We start from the raw sequence: 18,253 nt of genomic DNA, 5'->3' as shown, positions 1-18,253 counted from the left end.
GCTTGTGAACGGTAGACCAGATACGAAAAGGCTCCCCAAGACCGGATTCGCCGGACAGGAGGAGCCATTTCCTTCAAAAAACGCAGGCAGCCGACCCCCCGGTCAGCCGCGCAACATTCTTACTGCTTGCTGTCGATATAATCGATGGCGTCCTTGACGGTGCCGATCTTCTCAGCTGCGTCGTCGGGGATTTCCACGCCGAATTCTTCTTCGAACGCCATCACCAGCTCGACGATGTCGAGGCTGTCTGCGCCCAGATCATCAATGAAGCTTGCGTCCTCGGTCACCTTTTCGGCTTCGACGCCCAGATGTTCGACGACGATTTTCTTAACGCGATCCGCGGTCTCACTCATGAGTGGTCCTTTTTACTGGGTATCGTTGAGGTTGTGAATATTTGTTAAGGCATGCCCTAGAGGCAAGCCCCGACGGAGGCAAGAGGCAAGAAAAGATCGAAACGCATGATTCCCGCCCTTCCGTGCACCTGAATGGCACAAGGCCGTCCAGTTGCGAGGATGATCTGCCCCTTCCCGCCTCTTACCGAGCGTCAAATCATCGCCATGCCGCCATTAACATGCAGCGTCTGCCCAGTGACGTAGCCTGCCTCGCGGCTGGCGAGATAGACAACGGCAGCACCGATATCCTCGCCTGTGCCGAGGTCGCCTGCGGGGATCTTTTGAAGGATGGCGCCCTTCTGCGCATCATTGAGCGCGTCGGTCATGGCCGAACGAATGAAGCCGGGCGCGACGCAGTTGACGGTGATGCCCCGGCTCGCCAGTTCCTGGCCGAGCGATTTTGACATGCCGATGATGCCTGCCTTTGATGCGGCATAATTGGCCTGACCGGGATTGCCGGTGACGCCGACGATGGAGGTGATCGAGATGATGCGGCCGAAGCGCGCCTTCATCATCGGCTTGGCGGCGGCGCGCGCAAGGCGGAAGGCAGCTTCCAGATTGACCGAGATGACATCCGACCACTCATCATCCTTCATACGCATGATGAGGTTGTCCCGGGTGATCCCGGCATTGTTGACGAGGATGTCGATCTTGCCGCCCAAGGCTTCAACAGCCTGACCCACGAGGCCATCGACCGATGCAGGATCGGACAGGTTGCAGACCAGCGTCTTGTGGTCGCCGCCCAACTCAGCAGCGAAAGCCTTGAGCTTTTCCTCATTGCTGCCCGAAAGCGCCAGCGTCGCACCCTGCGCCGCGAGCGACCGGGCGATCGCTGAACCGATACCACCGGAAGCACCAGTCACCAGCGCGGTCATGCCTGTCAGATCGAACATAGCCTTTTTTATCCTTATCTTAGAGAGCGGCGAGGGTGGCTTCGATGTCGTCCATGGTGACGACGCTGCGGACGGTGGCGTCGGGGGCGATGCGCTTGACCATGGGGCCGAGCACCTTGCCGCCCAGTTCTACGAACTCGGTTACGCCCGCGTCCCACATGGCGGCGACGGATTCGCGCCAGCGGACGCGGCCGGTCACCTGTTCGACCAGGCGGCGCTTGATGTCCTCGGGGTCTGCGATGGGAGCAGCGAGGACGTTGGCATAAACGGGGAGCAGCGGGGTGTTGATGGCGGCCATGGCGAGGGCCTCTTCCATCGCTTCGGCGGCGGGCTGCATCAACGGGCAGTGGAAGGGCGCCGACACAGGCAGCAGCACGCCGCGCTTGATGCCATGGTCCTTCACGAGAGCAACGGCGCGCTCGATCGCGCCGCGATGGCCGGAAATCACCACCTGCGTGGGATCATTGTCGTTGGCGACGGTACAGACTTCGCCTTCCGCCGCTGCATCGGCCAAGGCCTGCGCCTTTTCGATGTCGGCGCCAAGCAGGGCTGCCATCGCGCCTTCACCAACCGGGACGGCCGCCTGCATCGCTTGGCCGCGCAGCTTCAGGAGGCGCGAGGTCGTGCCGATGTTGAACGCTTCGACGGCGCAGAGCGCGCTATATTCGCCAAGACTGTGCCCGGCGACGAAATCGCCCTTTTCCGCCAGCGAGAAGCCACCTTCGCGCTGCATCACGCGCAACGTCGCCAATGCATTGGCCATGATCGCTGGCTGCGCATTTTCGGTGAGGGTGAGGTCGCTTTCCGGACCTTCCACCATGATGCGGAACAAATGTTGCGACAGGGCGTCATCGACCTCCTGAAACAGTTCCTTCGCGGCCGGGCTCGCTTCGGCCAAAGCCTTACCCATGCCAACCGACTGGCTACCCTGCCCCGGAAAAAGAAATGCCCTCATCATTCACCTTCTGACGCAAGGACGCCTGCAAAAGCGCCGTTTTTCAACATCGTTACACTTTGAGACACAAATGCCGTTGAGACATCAGGTCCCTTTCGGCAGTTTCCCTGACTGGACCGCCTCAACCCCCAAGGTGGCGTCCCTTTAACGACGACGGAGTGCAAGGAAAAGGTGCGATATCGCATTGGCTGGATCAGCGGGACGGCTTTGACGCTCTCGGCTTGCGCGGCGGGGCCTGACTATCGGGCGCCGCAACCGGCTGCATTGGGGGTGCCGGGCAGCTACTACACTGCTCCTGTGGGCAGCGCGCTGAGCGAGGCAGAGCTGGCGAGCTGGTGGACGCGATTGAACGATCCGGTGCTAACAGGGCTGATCGACCGGGCGGTAGCCAGCAACCTCGACATCGCGCAGGCGCAGGCGCGATTGAGGCAGGCGCGGGAGTCGCTGGTGCAGGCGCGGGCGGCGTTTCTGCCCCAGGTCAATGCGTCGGGTTCTGGCGGGCGGAATTATTCCAACCGGGGCGGCGGCACGCGGGTGATCGACGGCAATGTTGTGTCCACTGGATCAAACCGTTGGAGCAGCAGCTATTCGCTGGGTGCGAATGCGAGCTGGCAGATCGACCTGTTCGGCGAATTGTCCCGATCCGCCGAGGCTGCGCGCGGGGACCTGGCCGCGTCGGGTTATGATCTGGCCAATGTGCGCATGACCATCATCGCCGAGCTGGTCACCAACTATGTTCAGGCCCGGCAGGCGCAGGAGCAGTTGCGCATCGCCCGGGAAACACAGGCGATCCAGCGGGACAATTACAATATCGCAAACTGGCGGCTTCAGGCAGGGCTTGTTTCATCGCTCGATGAGCAGCAGGCCCGCGCGCAGCTTGCCCAGACAAATGCGGCGATCCCGCAGCTGGAGGCGAGCCTGCGCGGCAGCCTGAACCGCATTGCCGTGTTAACCGGGCAAGCGCCGGGCGAGGCGACCCGCGCGCTGGAGGCCCCTGCCCCGATCCCGGTTGCTTCAACCATGATCGCCACTGGCATCCCGGCAGACACGCTGCGTCAGCGCCCCGACGTCCGCGCGGCTGAAAGGAGCCTGGCGGCGGCCACTGCCCGGATCGGGGTGGCGCAGGCACAGCTTTACCCATCGCTGGGGATCAGCGGGAATATCGGCACCAACGCGACCAGCATCAAAAGCATGTTCGACATCATCACGGGGGGCGTGTTCACCAATATCGCACAGGTGATCTTCGACGGCGGACGGCTCGCGTCCCAGGTGCGATCGCAAAGGGCCGCTACTGATGCCGCCTTTGCCGCGTATAAGCAGAGCGTGCTGACCGCGCTGGAAGATGTCGAAAACGCCATGGCGTCCCTGAACAGCGCCCGCCAGCGCAAGGCAGAGTTCGCCACCGCCTTCGACGCGTCGAACAATGCCGCCCTACTAGCGCGCAGCCAATATCAGTCGGGGTTGATTGATTTCCAGACTCTTTCCAACACCGAAACCACGCTGTTGAACGCGCGCAACAGCCTTGCGGCTGCGCAAGCCGATGAGGCCCTTGCCATCGCCCAGCTCTACAATGCGCTGGGTGGCGGCTGGCAGAATATGGACAACCGCCCCAATGAGTGAAGATGTGAGCACGGACAAGGATCTGGACGAATTTCTCGGCGCGCGTCCGGAAAAGCCCTGGCGCAAATGGGTGGTGCGCGGCGCAGTCGGGCTGGCGCTGCTGATCCTGATCCTGCTACTCGCCCGCTGTTTTTCAGGGGAGGACAAGCCGAACTTCGCCACGCGGGAGGTGCGGCGCGGCGACCTGACGGTGACGGTGTCGGCCACCGGCAATTTGAAGCCGATCAATCAAGTCGATGTGGGTTCCGAACAATCGGGCAAGATCACGCACGTCTATGTCGATGTGAATGATCGCGTCGCGAAGGGGCAGCGACTGGCCGAGCTTGATACGCGGCGACTGGTGGATTCCGTCACCCAGAACCGGGCGCAGGTGGCCGCCTCGCAGGCCAGCGTCAGTCAGGCACAGGCGCAGGTCGCGCTCGCAAAGGCGACGCTCGACCGGCAATTGAACGTCTTCCGTCTGTCGGGCGGGCGCGTGCCTGCCAAGACGGAGCTGGATGCTGCACGGGCGGACTATCAGTCTGCTGTTGGCAATCTGCGGGCGCAGCAGGCGCAGGTCAGTGTGTCCCGTGCTCAGCTTGCCACGGCGCAGACCAATCTTTCCATTGCGCAGATCGTGTCGCCGGTAACCGGCGTCGTCCTGTCGCGCGACATCGAGCCCGGCCAGACGGTTGCTGCGTCCTTCAATGCCCCGGTGCTATTCACCATTGCCGAAGACCTGACCAAGATGGAGGTCGAAGTCGCGGTGGACGAAGCCGATGTCGGCCAGGTCAAGGAAGGCCAGGCGGCGACCTTTGCCGTCGATGCTTTTCCCGGTAGGAGCTTCCCGGCGCGGGTAACGCGGGTCAATGTCGGCTCCAACGTCTCAAGCAGTTCGTCATCCTCCTCATCAGGCAGCAGTACGACGGCCAGCACCATCGGAACCGTGGTGGCGTACACGGCCGTGCTAGGTGTCGATAACAAGGATGAGACACTGCGCCCGGGCATGACGGCGACCGCCGACATCGTCACGCAGCAGCTGAGCAACGTCCTGCTGGTTCCGAACGCGGCGTTGCGGTTCAAGCCGAACACGGGCGCTGGTCAGGGCGGCGGCATCACCAGCCAGATCGTACCCGGCCCTCGACGCTTCCGCCGTGGCGGCGCCAACCGGCAGGTCAGCTTCGGCATCGGCAGCAGCCAGACCGTTTATGTCGTGGGCGAGGACGGCAATCCCAAGCCCTTGCAGGTGACCGTCGGCGCCAGTGACGGAGCGCGCACGGCAATCACGGGTGGCGGATTGAAGCCCGGCATGCGGGTCATCACGGGCCAACTTGCGGCGGGACAGGAACAGCCTGCCGAAGACAGCTCGAACGGTGGCGGCCAGCGCAGGGACCGCTCCGGAGGCGGCAACGAGCCACGCGGCACCGGGCGGCAGAACGGAACCTGACGCAGTGGCCAATCCGATTATCTCCTTGCGCGGCGTGACCAAAATCTATGGTGCGGGCGCTACCGCCTTTCAGGCGCTTAAGGGCATCGACCTGGACATTGTAGAAGGGGATTTCGTCGCGGTCATGGGGCCTTCGGGGTCGGGCAAGTCGACGACGATGAACATTATCGGTTGCCTCGATGTGCCAAGCGGCGGCGAATTTCTGTTCAAGGGCCGACACGTCGAAACGCTTGACCGCGATCAGCGGGCGCTGCTTCGTCGCCGCTATCTTGGTTTTGTCTTTCAGGGCTTCAACCTCTTGTCCCGGACGAGCGCGCTGGAGAATGTCGAATTGCCGCTTCTCTACCGGGGCGAGGACAGGAAGGCGCGTTATGACGCGGGCATGGCGGCGCTCGACAAGGTGGGGTTGAAGGAATGGTGGGACCATACACCCGCTGAACTGTCTGGCGGCCAGCAGCAGCGCGTCGCCATCGCACGCGCGATCGTGACGCAGCCTGCCGTGCTGCTGGCGGACGAGCCTACGGGCAATTTGGATTCAGAACGATCGATAGAGATTATGGAACTGCTGGCCGACCTCAACCGGAACAGCGGCATTACCGTGGTGATGGTAACACATGAGCCTGACATGGCCGCCTATGCGCGTACGATCGTGCATTTCAAGGATGGGCTGGTGGAGCGGATCGATGCGGGGGTGAAGGCGTGAGAGGGGCTTCATTCAAACCTTCGCCCCTCCGGGGAGAAGGATACGCAGCCTTGGCGACGAAGGCGCCTCGGCGAAGTTGGATGAGAGGGGATCGCGCGTGCCCTCCCCCTCTCCAGGTCCGCCTAGCTGCTGAGGCAGCAACGCTCCCTATCCTCCCCCCTGAAGAGGCAAGGAGAATGGGATGCTAGGCACCACCATCACCCTCGCCTTCCGGGCGATCAACCGGCACAAGCTGCGCAGTTTCCTAACGACGCTGGGCATTATCATCGGCGTGGCGGCGGTGGTTACCATGGTGACGCTGGGCAATGGCGCGACGGCAGCCGTGCGTCAGCAGATCAGCTCGCTGGGCGCCAATGTGTTGCAGTTGCGGCCGGGCCAGGGATTTGGCCGGGGCGGCGGTGGTCCCCGCCCTCCCGATTTCAAACCCGCCGATCTGACGGCGATCGAAAATCAGCTGACAGGCGTGCGCGCCGTCGCGCCGCTGGTGCAGTCGAGCGGCACCGCCATCTATGAAGGCAGCAACTGGTCGACCACCGTCTATGGCACCACCGCCTCCTATTTCGAGGTGCAGAGCTGGAAGGCCGATGCCGGTCGGCTATTCATGCCGGAGGAGGAAGAGGCCGGCAAAGCCGTCTGCATCATCGGCAATACGGTGCGCACGAACCTGTTCCAGGGCAGCGATCCGACCGGCAAGCGCCTGCGCATCAAGGGTGTGTCCTGCCAAGTTATCGGCGCGCTGGCGACGCGCGGCCAGGGCGGCTTTGGCGACCAGGACGATGTCGTCGTCATGCCGATCAAGTTCGTGCAGCGCCGCTTCACCGGCGACCGCGACATCAGCCAGATCATGATCGCGGTGGACGACGCTTATGACACATCCACGGTGCAGGCCAGTCTGGAGGAACTGATGCGCGAACGACGCAAGGTAAAGCCGGGCGGCGAGGATAATTTCAACGTTTTCGACACCAAGCAGATCAGCGACACGCTGACCGGCACCACCACCATATTGACGCAGATCGTGGCGGCGGTCGCGGCCATTTCCCTGCTGGTCGGCGGGATCGGCATCATGAACATCATGCTGGTGTCGGTAACGGAGCGGACGCGGGAGATCGGCATACGCCTTGCCATCGGCGCGGTCGCGCGCGAGGTGCTGATGCAGTTTCTGGTCGAAGCGATCGTGCTGTCCTGCCTCGGCGGCCTCATCGGCCTGGCGCTTGCCCTGGTTGCGTCGGTCGTCATTGCGCCGCTGATGCAGGTGCCCTTCATCTTCGACGTGAAGGTGAACATAATCGCCTTCCTCTTTTCGGCGGCAATCGGCGTGGTGTTCGGCTATTTCCCGGCACGGCGGGCGGCGGCGCTCAATCCCATCGACGCGCTGCGGCACGAATAGGCGCTGTTACAATTTCAGACAGTTAGGCCGTCTCACCGGCACAGGCTTGCGACAAGTCCGGCCTAAATCTGTCCTCAACGCCGAAGCAAAGGCGCGACAGATTAAGAGCAAAGGAGCAAGTGAGATGATCAAGAAACTGCTGATGAGCCTGGCCGCAACGACGATGGTGGCAAGCCCGATGGTCGCTGCGCAGGCACAGGCCGCGCCCCATCGCGAAGTGACCCGCGTGGTCAAGCATGGCCCCCACGGCCGCACGGTGGTGAAGCACAAGACGGTCGTGCGCAAGAACGACTATCGCCGCTGGGGCAAGGGTCAGCGCTTCGACCGCCGCTATGCTCGCGATTATCGCGTGATCAATGATTATCGCGACTATCGGCTGAACGCCCCGCCGCGCGGCTATCATTGGGTCCGTTCCGGCAATGACGCAGTGCTCGTCGCGATCACCAGCGGGATCATCGGCGCAGTGATCGGCAGCGCGATCCGTTAAGGCTTCGCTCAATCGAGCGGCCAGAAAGCGCCCCGGGGACCTCTCTCCCTCCGGGGCGCTTTCTCTTGCGTCCACCCTTGCCAACCCGGCGCATTTCGGCCATAGGCGCCGCTTCGCGTGGGCCGGGGTGACTCGGGGCCGCGCGGATGAGTGCTTGAGACGACAGCCGGAGGGGCGTTCCACATGGGGTGGGCGTCAGCGATCGGCCAACAGATGAGGCAATACCCATGGCTCTTTACGAGCATGTGTTCCTTGCGCGCCAGGATCTGGCACAGGCGCAGGTGGACGCACTGGCGGAAACCGCCACGAAGATCGTCGAGGATAACAGCGGCAAGGTAACCAAGGTTGAAACCTGGGGCCTGCGCAGCCTCGCCTACAAGATCGCCAAGAACCGCAAGGCTCACTATGTGATGCTGAACATCGACGCCCCCGCTGGTGTCGTCGCGGAACTGGAGCGCCAGACCCAGATCAACGAAGACGTCATCCGCTACATGACCGTCAAGGTCGATGAGCTGGAAACCGGCCCGTCGGTGATGATGCGCAAGCAGGAACGCGCCGAGCGTGGTCCGCGCGGCGATCGTGGTGACCGTGGTCCTCGCGAAGATCGTGGCCCGCGCCGCGACCGCGAAGACGCCCCGGCTGGCGAATAAGGAGATCTGAACAATGGCACGCCCGTTTTTCCGCCGCCGCAAGAGCTGCCCCTTCGCCGCCAAGGATGCGCCGAAGATCGATTACAAGGACGTCCGTCTGCTGCAGGGCTTCGTGTCCGAGCGCGGCAAGATCGTCCCCAGCCGCATCACTGCGGTGTCCGCCAAGAAGCAGCGTGAACTGGCCCAGGCCATCAAGCGCGCCCGTCACCTGGGCCTGCTGCCCTACATCGTGAAGTGAGGGAGTAAGACTCATGGAAATCATTCTCCTCGAACGGATCGAGAAGCTGGGCGCCATCGGTGACGTCGTCACCGTGAAGGACGGTTACGCTCGTAACTTCCTGCTCCCCAACAAGAAGGCGCTGCGTTCCAACAACGCCAACAAGAAGGTCTTCGAAGCCAACCGCGCGAAGATCGAAGCCGACAACGCCGCCCGCCGTGGCGATGCTGAAAAGGCTGCCGAGGGCGTCAACGGCAAGCAGATCGTCCTGATCCGCCAGTCGTCGAACGCTGGCCACCTCTACGGCTCGGTCGCAGTTCGCGACGTCGTGGAAGCGCTGCAGGCTGACGGTGTCACCAACGTCACCAAGGCGATGGTCGTGCTGGAACGCCCGATCAAGACGCTCGGCGTGTTCGACGTCAAGGTTGCGCTGCACCCCGAAGTCGCCGTCACCATTCAGGTAAACGTCGCCCGCTCGCCGGAAGAAGCTGATCTGCAGGCGCAGGGCGTCGACGTGATGGCCGACCTGTTCGAAAAGGACGAGGCTGGCTTCACCGAGGATTATGATCCGAACGCGGAACCCGGCGAAATCGCCGTGGAAGCGGAAGAAGCTCCGGCTGAAGAAGCCTGAGTTTCCACAACGGACAAAAAGAAAGCCGCCCCTCACCGGGCGGCTTTTTTGTTGGTTGGTTAGCGGATTGCTGGATGTTGCGATCCTGCCGGAGCTTGGTGTTTATTTTTACGTAAAGCGCTGTTCGGATTGAGCTTGTCGAAGCGCTTTTCTTTCCAAAGGTAGAGCCAGTCGACAGGCTCTAAGCCAACGGTCGGGTCGGAGTAAAAATTCGGCCCACGCGCCCACCCGACGGCGCTTCAATAATCGATGCGGATCTGCACCTGCGAGACATCGACGCCTGCGTGTTTCGCGACTTCCCGCTTCGCTGAGGCGATGACATCATGAAGCTGCTGACCCAGACGGGCATTGCCCGCCCCTGTGGGACCGTACGACGGCGCGACCGCCTCGCCCACAAGCAATTGCTGCTCGGTCAGGCCGAATGCCTGGGCGAGGGCAACTAGGCTCCTGCGCCGGGGCATGGTCTTGCCCACCTCCCACGCCCACAGCGATGGCTTGCTGAAGCCCGTCAACCTGGACAACGCTTCCCGGCTGAGGCCGCGTTCGCGGCGCAACCGGCGCAGACGCGCAGGGAACATTTCGGGGCTTTGCGCATCGGCGGCATGATCGACCGGCCTGCCATTGCTGCGCACCGTGCTGCGAAGCCGGGTCGCACTGACAGCGGCTTGGGGAAGCGCCTCATCGAAACGGCATCCAAATAACGGTTCATCCTGCCACACGACGCGGGCGGAGACGGAGCCCGCTTCAGGCAGGGACAAAAGCACGTCCTGGCCAAGCTGCAGTTTTGAGCTGGTTTCAATCAACATCCCCGCCGTGGAGATATCGTGAACCACGACGTCCGCTGATCCCTCGCCCAGGGCTTCGGCCACCTCAAGGCGAATGGGCCAACGAATATCGGCTCGCTTGTCGCCGGACTCGGGGGATTGCTCCATGATCGGATCGATAGCCATGGCACGATACTCGCATTTAACGGGTTTACAGTAAGTTAATGCCTGAAGCGGGTTGGACCGATCCGGGCCATCTTCCTCCGCCCATTCTGTTCAGCCGTCATCCCGTACCCCGATGAAAATAACAGCCCCCTTTCCTCCTTACCCTATCCTGCTCTATGGCGAAGGCCATATTTCCGAAGGGGACCGACAACTTGATCCTAGACCTTGCCGCCGCGGCTTCGGGCGCCATTCGTTTCGATCAGCTAGGGCTAAGCCCGGTCGCGCTCGACCTCGGCTTCTTCACGCTCAAATGGTACAGCCTCGCCTATCTGGCGGGCATATTGATCGGCTACTGGTATCTGCTGAAGCTGATCGCCCAGCCGGGTTCGCCGATGGCGCGGCGACATGCCGACGACATGATCTTCTACGCGACGCTCGGCATCATCATCGGCGGGCGGCTGGCCTATGTCTTCTTCTACCAGCCCGAAATCCTGCGCAATCCGCTCGATATCTTCAAACTGTGGAACGGCGGCATGTCCTTCCATGGGGGCGCGATCGGCGTGTCGCTCGGCATCCTCTACATGGCGCGGAAGGAAAAGCTGTCATGGCTGCGCATCCATGATTTCGTCGCCTGCTGTGTGCCCTTCGGACTGTTTTTCGGCCGCCTCGCCAACTTCGTGAATGGCGAGCTGTGGGGCAAGGAAACGGACGTGCCGTGGGCAATCATCTTCCCGACCGGCGGCCCCTTCCCCCGCCATCCGAGCCAGCTTTACGAAGCCTTTTTCGAAGGTATCGTGCTGTTCCTCATCCTCGCCTTCGCCTTCTGGAAGACGCGCGCCCGCTACAAGCCGGGAATGCTCGTCGGGATTTTCCTGCTCGGCTACGGCATATTCCGTTTCGGCGTGGAATATTTCCGCGAAGCCGATGCGCAGTTGATGGAATTTGCGGCGCGCACCGGCCTTCACATGGGCCAGTGGCTGTGCGTCCCAATGATCCTCGGCGGCCTTTACCTGATAGCAACCGCAAAGGGCCGCCGCGTTCGCGTGGAGCCAATCGCGGGGAGCGCGAGTGTCAGCTGAACCGCTGACCCTCGCCCAGCGGCTGGCCCGGCAGATTGATGCCGGGGGGCCGATCTCGGTCGCCCACTATATGGCCGAGGCGAACCAGCATTATTACGGCACGCGCGATCCTCTGGGCGCGGCAGGCGATTTCACCACCGCGCCGGAGATAAGCCAGATGTTCGGCGAACTGGTCGGCCTGTGCCTGGCAGACCTGTGGATGCGATCCGGCAGCCGCCCCAACGCACTTTATGTTGAGCTTGGTCCGGGGCGCGGCACCCTCGCGTCCGATGCGCTGCGCGCCATGGGAAATGCGGGATTGACGCCCCAGCCCCATTTCGTCGAAACCAGCCCGACCTTGCGCGAGCGACAACGCGCGCTCGTCCCGAACGTCTTCCACCATGACAGTGTCGCCGCCTTGCCGGACAATGCGCCGCTGCTCGTCCTCGCGAACGAGTTTTTCGACGCTCTGCCCGTCCGCCAGATCATCCGTTCAGGTGACGAATGGCGCGAGCGGGTGGTCATCTGCCCTGATGAGGCCGACTCGAACCGTTTCGAAGCCGTGTCGGGCTATCGGCGGGTCGAATCGGGCATTCCCACCATCGCGGCGGACGCTCCCGACGGAGCGATCATTGAAATACCGCTGGCTGGGACCGCCATCGCGCTGGAACTGGCGCAGCGGATCGCGCGGCAAGGCGGCGCCGCGGTCATCATCGACTATGGCTATGAAGGTCCAGCGATCGGCGACACGTTGCAGGCCGTGCGCGAACACCAGTTTGCGGACCCTTTCCTGGAACCGGGCGAAAGCGATCTTACGACCCATGTCGATTTCACCATGATCGGCAATATGGCGCGGCAGGCGGGCCTGCGAGTGCTGGGGCCGGTGGACCAGGGTGAGTTGCTGCGAAAGCTAGGCATTGATGCGCGGGCAGACCAGCTCGCGCGCACATCTCCCCCGCGGGCGGCGGAGGTGGAGGCTGCGCGACTGCGGCTGACTGCCGAGGACGCCATGGGGACACTATTCAAGGCGATGGCCTGGGTGCATCCGGATTGGGCGGAACCGGCGGGATTTGAGAGGTAGATCAGCCTCACGCCGTCGCTGGAAACCAACGGAGGCTAGAAAACTACGCCTCCTCAATCTTCCTGATGATAACGGCTCAACCGGCGGATGAAGCCGATTAGGCCGGTCTGGCGGCTGCGCTTCATGCGTTCGGCGTGAAGGATCGTCTGAACCCGCCTGAAGCAATCCTCCGCATCGACATTGCAGAGCACATAATCATAGCCGTCCCAATGCGCGATTTCATTGGCGGCGCGGGACATGCGGCCTTCGATCACTTCCTCGCTGTCGGTCGCACGGCCGCGCAGGCGGCGTTCCAGCTCTTCCATCGAGGGAGGAAGGATGAACACGCGCACGACATCCCCCCCGGCGATCTGGTGAAGCTGCTGCGCGCCCTGCCAGTCGATGTCGAAAAGTACGTCGCGGCCGCTCTTCAACATGGCCTCGACAGGCGCGCGCGGCGTGCCGTAGCGCTGGCCAAAAACGTGCGCCCATTCGAGAAATTCATGCTCCGCCGTCATCCGGCGAAATTCCTCCAGATCGACGAAATGATAGTCCTTGCCGTCCACTTCGCCCGGACGCATCGGCCGCGTGGTGGCGGAAACGGACATGGCAAGGTCCGGCTCAGCAGCCAGAAGCTTGCGCGCGATGGTGGATTTGCCCGCGCCAGAAGGCGAGGAAAGAACGAAGAGCACGCCACGCCGTTTGAAATCGGGCGCCTCAATAGGGATGCTGTCGGCCATGGCCGCTAGTGACGCCGTGGAACGCGTTTGGCAAGAGGCCGTGAAGGGGGACGATCGTTGAGACGCAAGGCACTACGCAACCGCCGGGGCTTCGTTGCCGCCGGGATCATCGTACTGCTGGCCTGCGCGCTGCTGTTCCTGATGGCGCGACCGCCGATCTGCACTTGCGGCCATGTCGAGCTTTGGCATGGCGCACTGGACAGCGGTAACAGTCAGCATATCGCCGATTGGTACAGCCTAAGCCATGTGATCCACGGCTTCCTCTTTTACGCAGCCGCGTGGGCGTTGATGCGGCGGCAACCGATTGGCCCACGCTTTGCGCTGGCGGTGCTGGTCGAATCGGCCTGGGAGATATTGGAGAACTCGCCGATCATCATAGATCGCTACCGTGCGGCGACGATCGCGCTGGGCTATAGTGGCGACAGCATCCTGAATTCGATGAGCGATATTGGCATGATGGCGCTCGGCTTCCTCTTCGCGGCCCGCGCGCCGGTCGCCGTGACGATATGCGCGGGCATCGCACTGGAAATCATCGCACTAGTGGCGATCCGCGACAATCTTACGCTCAACGTGCTGATGCTGGCTTGGCCGATCGAAGCGATAAAAAGCTGGCAATCAGCCCTTTAGGCCTTTTTCGTGCGGGCTTCGGTGATCGGCACCGGTTCGTTGCTAAGATCAGGCAGCGCCTTCACAGCACGCTTGCGATCGACTTCGCGCTTCGTCTCATAAGCCTTGCCCGCCAAATAAGCGCCGGTAACGAACAGCGCGCCCAGCGGATAGCGCATGATCAACCGCTTGGCGCCCATGCCCGCGACGAGTCCGACCACGCCCTTCTTGCCGGTAGCCGCCGCAACGCGGGCCGCGACGACGGCCGCGCCCAGGCGTGCCGTCTTTCGCAACAGCCCTGCCTTGCGCGGGGGGCGGACGGTGACAAGCGGCTGTTTGGAAGTGATCTTCTTCATATGGCGATCAATGTATCGCAGGACGGGCGGTTCCGCCAGTTCACACCATATTTTCCGGCCGGACCAGCCGATCAAAACTTTCCTCATCGATCAGGCCAAGGGCAAGACCCGCCTCCTTGAGCGTGAGCCCTTCTGTATGCGCATGCTTCGCGATCTTTGCGGCGTTGTCATAGCCGATCTCGGGCGTGAGAGCGGTGACCAGCATCAGCGACCTGTCGACCAGTTCCGCAATGCGCTTCTCGTTCGCTTCCAGCCCCTCGACGCAGCGTTCGGCAAAGCTGTCCATGCCGACGCTCAACAGATGGATGGAGCGCAGAACGGCAGCGCCGAGCATCGGTTTGAAGACATTCAATTCCAGATGCCCCTGAAGGCCCCCGACCGTCACGGCCTGATGGTTGCCGATCACCTGTGCGGCCACCATGGTCAGCATCTCGCATTGGGTTGGATTGACCTTGCCAGGCATGATCGAACTGCCCGGTTCATTGGCGGGAAGATCCAATTCGCCGAGCCCGGAACGCGGCCCGCTGCCAAGCAGGCGGATGTCGTTGGCGATCTTGGTGAGCGCGACGGCCAGCGTGGCGAGGGTCGAAGAGAGATGCACCAGCGGGTCGTTGGAGGCCAGCGCCTCGAACTTGTTATCCGCCGTGCGGAACGGCAGGCCGGTGATCGCCGCAATCTCCCTTGCCATGGCGACGTCGAAGCCCTCGGGCGCGTTGAGTCCAGTGCCCACCGCCGTTCCGCCCTGAGCCAGCGACATCATCCCATGCATCACGGCAGGCTCTATCCGATTGCGACAGCGGTAAAGCTGATGCGCATAGCCCGAAAATTCCTGCCCCAGTGTCAGCGGCGTCGCGTCCTGAAGATGGGTGCGGCCGATCTTCACGATGCCGCCCCAGGCCTGCGCCTTGTCATCCAGCGCCTTGTGAAGCCGGTCGAGCGCGGGGAAGAACTGCTCCATCGCGGCGCGCGCTGCCGCGATGTGAAGCGCGGTGGGAAAGCTGTCGTTGGACGACTGCCCCATATTCACATGATCGTTGGGGTGGACGGGTGACTTGCCACCCCGCTTGCCCGTCAGCGCTTCGTTGGCGATGCCCGCGATCACCTCATTCACATTCATGTTGGATTGCGTACCGCTGCCCGTCTGCCAGATGACGAGCGGGAATTGATCGTCATGATCGCCCGCGATCACTCGGGCGGAGGCCGCCTCTATCGCCTCGGCCAGTTCCGGCGCCAATCCTTCCGCGCGATTAACCCGCGCCGCAGCCTGTTTGACGATGGCGAGCGCGTGAACGATCCCGATCGGCATGCGCTCCATCGCTCCGAAGGGAAAATTCTCGATGCTGCGCTGGGTCTGCGCCCCCCAATAGGCGCTTGCGGGCACCTCTATGGCGCCGATGCTGTCGGTTTCCGTGCGGCTTTCCATGCAAAGGCTCCCGGAACGTAAAGTCAGGAAGCCAATCTGGGAGGTAAGGCGGCTATCCGCCAGCCCTTATTTCTTCTTGCCGAAATCCACAGTCACGACATTGGAGCCGTCTTCGGTCGTGACCAGCGGCGCGTCATTCTCTGCTTCCTCATGCGGCTCGGGCAATCCGTCCGACTGCACCTGGAACTGGAGGGCGAAATTCACCGCGGGGTCCACGAAGGCCGTGATGGCGGCAAAGGGTATTACAAGATGCGACGCAACCTGATTGAATGTCAGGCTGACCTCGAACCCGTCGCTGCTGACTTTCAGATCCCAGAATTTATTCTGAAGGACGATCGTCATCTCGTCCGGGAATCGCTCCACCAATTGCTTGGGGATCGCGACTCCGGGAGCCTGCGTCTTGAAGGTGATGTAGAAATGATGCGAACCCGGCAGACCGCCAGAATGCTCGACTTCGCCCAGCACGCGGCCGACCACGGCACGCAGCGCCTCCTGCACGATTTCGTCGTAGGGAATCAGGCTGTCAGGCAAGTCGTCGCTCATCCCCCATTGTCCTAACGGCGCGGCGCGGCGGGTCAAGTGCGCCCCGCACATGCAACGCCACATTGCATGCCACCCCCACTTCGGTATAGGGCGCAGCCATGCGCACCGCCGAAATTCACCGCAACACTGCGGAAACGCAGATCGACGTGACCGTCAATCTCGACGGAACGGGCATCTATACCGTCTCCACCGGCATCGGCTTTCTCGATCACATGATCGAGCAGCTGTCGCGCCATTCGCTGATCGACATGACGGTCAGCACGGTCGGCGACCTGCATGTCGACCAGCATCACACGACTGAGGATACGGCGATCGCCATTGGCGAGGCTGTGGCAAAGGCCTTGGGCGACAAGCGCGGCATCACCCGTTACGGCAGCGTCTATTCGCCGATGGACGAGACGCTTTCGCGCGTGTCACTCGACATTTCAGGCCGTCCCTGGCTGGTGTTCAACGCGCCCTTCACGGTGCAGCGCCTCGGCGAATGGGATACCGAGATGATCGAACACTGGTTCCACAGCTTCGCACAGGCTGCCGGAATCACGCTGCACGTCGAAAATCTCTATGGCAGCAACAATCACCACATCGTGGAAAGCTGCTTCAAGGGGCTCGCCCGCGCGCTGCGGCAAGCGGTGGAGATCGACCCGCGCAAGGCGGACGCCATCCCGTCCACCAAGGGGATGTTGTGACTGCGCTAGCCCTCATCGATTACGGCGCAGGCAACCTCCATTCGGTCCATAATGCCCTGCGCAAGGCGGGGGCAGAGGATGCCGTCATCACCGCCGATCCTGAGGTGGTGGCGAAGGCTGACCGCATCGTCCTGCCCGGCGTCGGGGCCTTCCGCGCGTGCATGGATGCGCTGTCCGCCATTCCCGGCATGATCGGCGCGATGAACGAGGCAGTGGGCCAACGCGGCACGCCCTTCCTTGGCGTGTGCGTAGGCATGCAGTTGCTCGCCGATGCAGGCGAAGAGTTCGGACGGCATGAGGGTTTAGGCTGGGTTCCCGGCACAGTGCGACTGATCGAGCCGACCGATCCCGCGATCAAGGTGCCGCATATGGGCTGGAACAAGGTCACGCTGAACGGCGCGCCGCCTCTGCTGGAGCCTGGCGAGGCCTATTTCCTGCACAGCTATCATTTCGAAGCTGCCAATCCCGCCCATGTCGCCGCCATCACCGATCATGGCGGCCCGCTGGTCGCTGCCGTCGCGCGTGACACGATCATCGGTTGCCAATTCCATCCGGAAAAGAGCCAGACCTATGGCCTTTCCTTCCTCTCCCGTTTCCTGGAGTGGCGTCCGTGACGCTAATCCGGGCGAGTGAAGAAATTCCGTGCTCCTGCGCAGGCAGGAGCCCAGCTCCAGCGTCCGATCTGGGCTCCTGCCTGCGCAGGAGCACGGTCGGCCTAATATATCGGTAGGTCTATGTCTCTCATCGTCTTCCCCGCAATCGACCTCAAAGGCGGACAGGTCGTCCGCCTGGCCGAGGGCGACATGAACCGCGCTACCGTCTATGGCGACGACCCCGCCGCACAGGCGCTGATCTTCGCGGAGGCAGGAGCCGAGCATCTACATGTCGTCGATCTCGATGGGAGCTTCGCAGGCCATGCGGTCAATGCCGAAGCGGTAGAGCGCATCGTCGAAGCCTTCCCCGGCCATGTTCAGCTCGGCGGCGGCATCCGTAACCGCGAGGCAGTGGAGCGCTGGTTCGACCTTGGCGTATCACGCATCGTCATCGGCACGGCCGCATTGAAGGACCCAGCGTTCGTCAAGGCGGCGGCGCGAGACTTTCCGGGCGGGATCGTGGTTGCCGTGGACGCACGGGACGGCTTCGTCGCGACCGATGGCTGGGCCGAAAAGTCCGACATGCCCGTCGCGGACCTCGCCCGCCGGTTCGAGGATGCGGGCGTCGCCAGCCTGCTCTTCACAGACGTAGGCCGGGACGGCTTGCTCAAGGGCTGCAACATCGACGCGACCGTCGAGTTGGCGCGCGGCACGGATATTCCGGTCATCGCGAGCGGCGGCGTGGCGGGGATCGCGGACATTCGCGTGCTCAGCCTGCATGCAGACGAAGGCATCGAAGGCGTCATCACTGGCCGCGCGCTTTATGACGGGCGGCTGGACCTGAAGGCGGCACTGGCAATCGCGAAGGCTGCGGCGTGATAGTATCTGCTTCCGTTCG

Annotated in this window: 22 protein-coding genes; 14 read left to right on the top strand and 8 right to left on the bottom strand. The window is 62.7% G+C overall.

The genetic code is table 11. The features are described 5' to 3' along the window. Window positions 1-119 precede the first annotated feature (119 nt). From ACZ5YV_RS03385 to fabD, 3 genes are all read right to left on the bottom strand, one after another. Complete coding sequence (locus ACZ5YV_RS03385; protein ID WP_006950224.1) at window positions 120-353, bottom strand: acyl carrier protein; 234 nt, start codon at window positions 351-353, stop codon at window positions 120-122. Window positions 354-544: 191 nt separating this feature from the next. After that, complete coding sequence (fabG, locus tag ACZ5YV_RS03380; protein WP_464788579.1) at window positions 545-1,285, bottom strand: 3-oxoacyl-[acyl-carrier-protein] reductase; 741 nt, start codon at window positions 1,283-1,285, stop codon at window positions 545-547. A gap of 19 nt (window positions 1,286-1,304) precedes the next feature. Next, window positions 1,305-2,240, bottom strand: a complete 936-nt coding sequence (gene fabD / locus ACZ5YV_RS03375) for an ACP S-malonyltransferase (protein ID WP_464788578.1) — start codon at window positions 2,238-2,240, stop codon at window positions 1,305-1,307. Between the two features lie 171 nt (window positions 2,241-2,411). Between fabD and ACZ5YV_RS03370 the strand changes: the two genes are divergently transcribed. The 8 genes from ACZ5YV_RS03370 to rplI all read left to right on the top strand — a co-directional run bounded on the left by ACZ5YV_RS03370 (window position 2,412) and on the right by rplI (window position 9,361). Next, window positions 2,412-3,860, top strand: coding sequence for an efflux transporter outer membrane subunit (locus ACZ5YV_RS03370; RefSeq protein WP_464788577.1), 1,449 nt, complete (start codon window positions 2,412-2,414; stop codon window positions 3,858-3,860). Beyond that, the gene (locus tag ACZ5YV_RS03365) at window positions 3,853-5,286 is read left to right on the top strand and encodes an efflux RND transporter periplasmic adaptor subunit (protein ID WP_464788576.1); all 1,434 of its coding nucleotides are present in this window, start codon (window positions 3,853-3,855) and stop codon (window positions 5,284-5,286) included. The genes ACZ5YV_RS03370 and ACZ5YV_RS03365 overlap by 8 nt, the downstream gene beginning before the upstream one ends. 4 nt (window positions 5,287-5,290) lie before the next feature. Continuing rightward, window positions 5,291-5,989 (top strand): ABC transporter ATP-binding protein, encoded by a 699-nt coding sequence (locus tag ACZ5YV_RS03360; RefSeq protein ID WP_464788575.1) that lies wholly within the window; start codon window positions 5,291-5,293, stop codon window positions 5,987-5,989. Window positions 5,990-6,170: 181 nt separating this feature from the next. Then, the gene (locus tag ACZ5YV_RS03355) at window positions 6,171-7,376 is read left to right on the top strand and encodes an ABC transporter permease (RefSeq protein ID WP_464788574.1); all 1,206 of its coding nucleotides are present in this window, start codon (window positions 6,171-6,173) and stop codon (window positions 7,374-7,376) included. A gap of 124 nt (window positions 7,377-7,500) precedes the next feature. After that, the gene (locus ACZ5YV_RS03350) at window positions 7,501-7,863 is read left to right on the top strand and encodes an RcnB family protein (RefSeq protein WP_464788573.1); all 363 of its coding nucleotides are present in this window, start codon (window positions 7,501-7,503) and stop codon (window positions 7,861-7,863) included. Window positions 7,864-8,090: 227 nt separating this feature from the next. Then, window positions 8,091-8,513 (top strand): 30S ribosomal protein S6, encoded by a 423-nt coding sequence (rpsF, locus tag ACZ5YV_RS03345; RefSeq protein ID WP_464788572.1) that lies wholly within the window; start codon window positions 8,091-8,093, stop codon window positions 8,511-8,513. Window positions 8,514-8,526: 13 nt separating this feature from the next. Next, window positions 8,527-8,751 (top strand): 30S ribosomal protein S18, encoded by a 225-nt coding sequence (rpsR, locus tag ACZ5YV_RS03340; RefSeq protein ID WP_004212076.1) that lies wholly within the window; start codon window positions 8,527-8,529, stop codon window positions 8,749-8,751. A 13-nt stretch (window positions 8,752-8,764) separates the two neighbouring features. After that, on the top strand, window positions 8,765-9,361 hold the full coding sequence (gene rplI / locus ACZ5YV_RS03335) for a 50S ribosomal protein L9 (protein ID WP_449473163.1): 597 nt from the start codon (window positions 8,765-8,767) through the stop codon (window positions 9,359-9,361). 239 nt (window positions 9,362-9,600) lie between these two features. On the opposite strand, the gene ACZ5YV_RS03330 is transcribed toward rplI, so the two are convergent. After that, window positions 9,601-10,311 carry a helix-turn-helix domain-containing protein gene (locus ACZ5YV_RS03330; protein WP_464788571.1) on the bottom strand — a complete coding sequence of 237 codons (711 nt, stop codon included), beginning with the start codon at window positions 10,309-10,311 and terminating at the stop codon, window positions 9,601-9,603. A gap of 155 nt (window positions 10,312-10,466) precedes the next feature. Between ACZ5YV_RS03330 and lgt the strand changes: the two genes are divergently transcribed. Continuing rightward, on the top strand, window positions 10,467-11,369 hold the full coding sequence (gene lgt, locus ACZ5YV_RS03325; RefSeq protein WP_464788570.1) for a prolipoprotein diacylglyceryl transferase: 903 nt from the start codon (window positions 10,467-10,469) through the stop codon (window positions 11,367-11,369). Further along, window positions 11,359-12,429 (top strand): class I SAM-dependent methyltransferase, encoded by a 1,071-nt coding sequence (locus ACZ5YV_RS03320; RefSeq protein WP_464788569.1) that lies wholly within the window; start codon window positions 11,359-11,361, stop codon window positions 12,427-12,429. The genes lgt and ACZ5YV_RS03320 overlap by 11 nt, the downstream gene beginning before the upstream one ends. Window positions 12,430-12,482: 53 nt before the next feature. Here ACZ5YV_RS03320 and gmk read toward each other — a convergent pair whose 3' ends face one another. Then, complete coding sequence (gmk, locus tag ACZ5YV_RS03315) at window positions 12,483-13,148, bottom strand: guanylate kinase (protein ID WP_464788568.1); 666 nt, start codon at window positions 13,146-13,148, stop codon at window positions 12,483-12,485. Window positions 13,149-13,205: 57 nt separating this feature from the next. Between gmk and ACZ5YV_RS03310 the strand changes: the two genes are divergently transcribed. Continuing rightward, on the top strand, window positions 13,206-13,775 hold the full coding sequence (locus tag ACZ5YV_RS03310; RefSeq protein WP_464788567.1) for a DUF2585 domain-containing protein: 570 nt from the start codon (window positions 13,206-13,208) through the stop codon (window positions 13,773-13,775). Here ACZ5YV_RS03310 and ACZ5YV_RS03305 read toward each other — a convergent pair. The 3 genes from ACZ5YV_RS03305 to ACZ5YV_RS03295 form a co-directional block, all read right to left on the bottom strand. After that, window positions 13,772-14,110 carry a hypothetical protein gene (locus ACZ5YV_RS03305; protein ID WP_449473171.1) on the bottom strand — a complete coding sequence of 113 codons (339 nt, stop codon included), beginning with the start codon at window positions 14,108-14,110 and terminating at the stop codon, window positions 13,772-13,774. The two genes, ACZ5YV_RS03310 and ACZ5YV_RS03305, sit on opposite strands and share 4 nt — an antisense overlap. Before the next feature lie 40 nt (window positions 14,111-14,150). Then, window positions 14,151-15,533: a class II fumarate hydratase gene (fumC, locus tag ACZ5YV_RS03300; RefSeq protein WP_464788566.1), complete on the bottom strand. Its 1,383-nt coding sequence runs from the start codon at window positions 15,531-15,533 to the stop codon at window positions 14,151-14,153. A gap of 66 nt (window positions 15,534-15,599) precedes the next feature. Next, window positions 15,600-16,076, bottom strand: a complete 477-nt coding sequence (locus ACZ5YV_RS03295) for an SspB family protein (RefSeq protein ID WP_449473174.1) — start codon at window positions 16,074-16,076, stop codon at window positions 15,600-15,602. A gap of 98 nt (window positions 16,077-16,174) precedes the next feature. Here ACZ5YV_RS03295 and hisB point away from each other — a divergent pair, with 98 nt between their 5' ends. The 3 genes from hisB (at window position 16,175) to hisA (ending at window position 18,234) form a co-directional block, all read left to right on the top strand. Further along, window positions 16,175-16,762 carry an imidazoleglycerol-phosphate dehydratase HisB gene (hisB, locus tag ACZ5YV_RS03290; RefSeq protein ID WP_196225873.1) on the top strand — a complete coding sequence of 196 codons (588 nt, stop codon included), beginning with the start codon at window positions 16,175-16,177 and terminating at the stop codon, window positions 16,760-16,762. After that, on the top strand, window positions 16,759-17,376 hold the full coding sequence (gene hisH, locus ACZ5YV_RS03285) for an imidazole glycerol phosphate synthase subunit HisH (protein ID WP_464788565.1): 618 nt from the start codon (window positions 16,759-16,761) through the stop codon (window positions 17,374-17,376). The genes hisB and hisH overlap by 4 nt, the downstream gene beginning before the upstream one ends. Window positions 17,377-17,496: 120 nt before the next feature. Beyond that, window positions 17,497-18,234, top strand: a complete 738-nt coding sequence (hisA, locus tag ACZ5YV_RS03280; protein ID WP_196225871.1) for a 1-(5-phosphoribosyl)-5-[(5-phosphoribosylamino)methylideneamino]imidazole-4-carboxamide isomerase — start codon at window positions 17,497-17,499, stop codon at window positions 18,232-18,234. Window positions 18,235-18,253 lie beyond the last annotated feature (19 nt).

The sequence above is a fragment of the Sphingobium sp. TomTYG46 genome (genome assembly GCF_055396345.1).
This window is presented reverse-complemented; position numbering and strand designations above follow the sequence as displayed.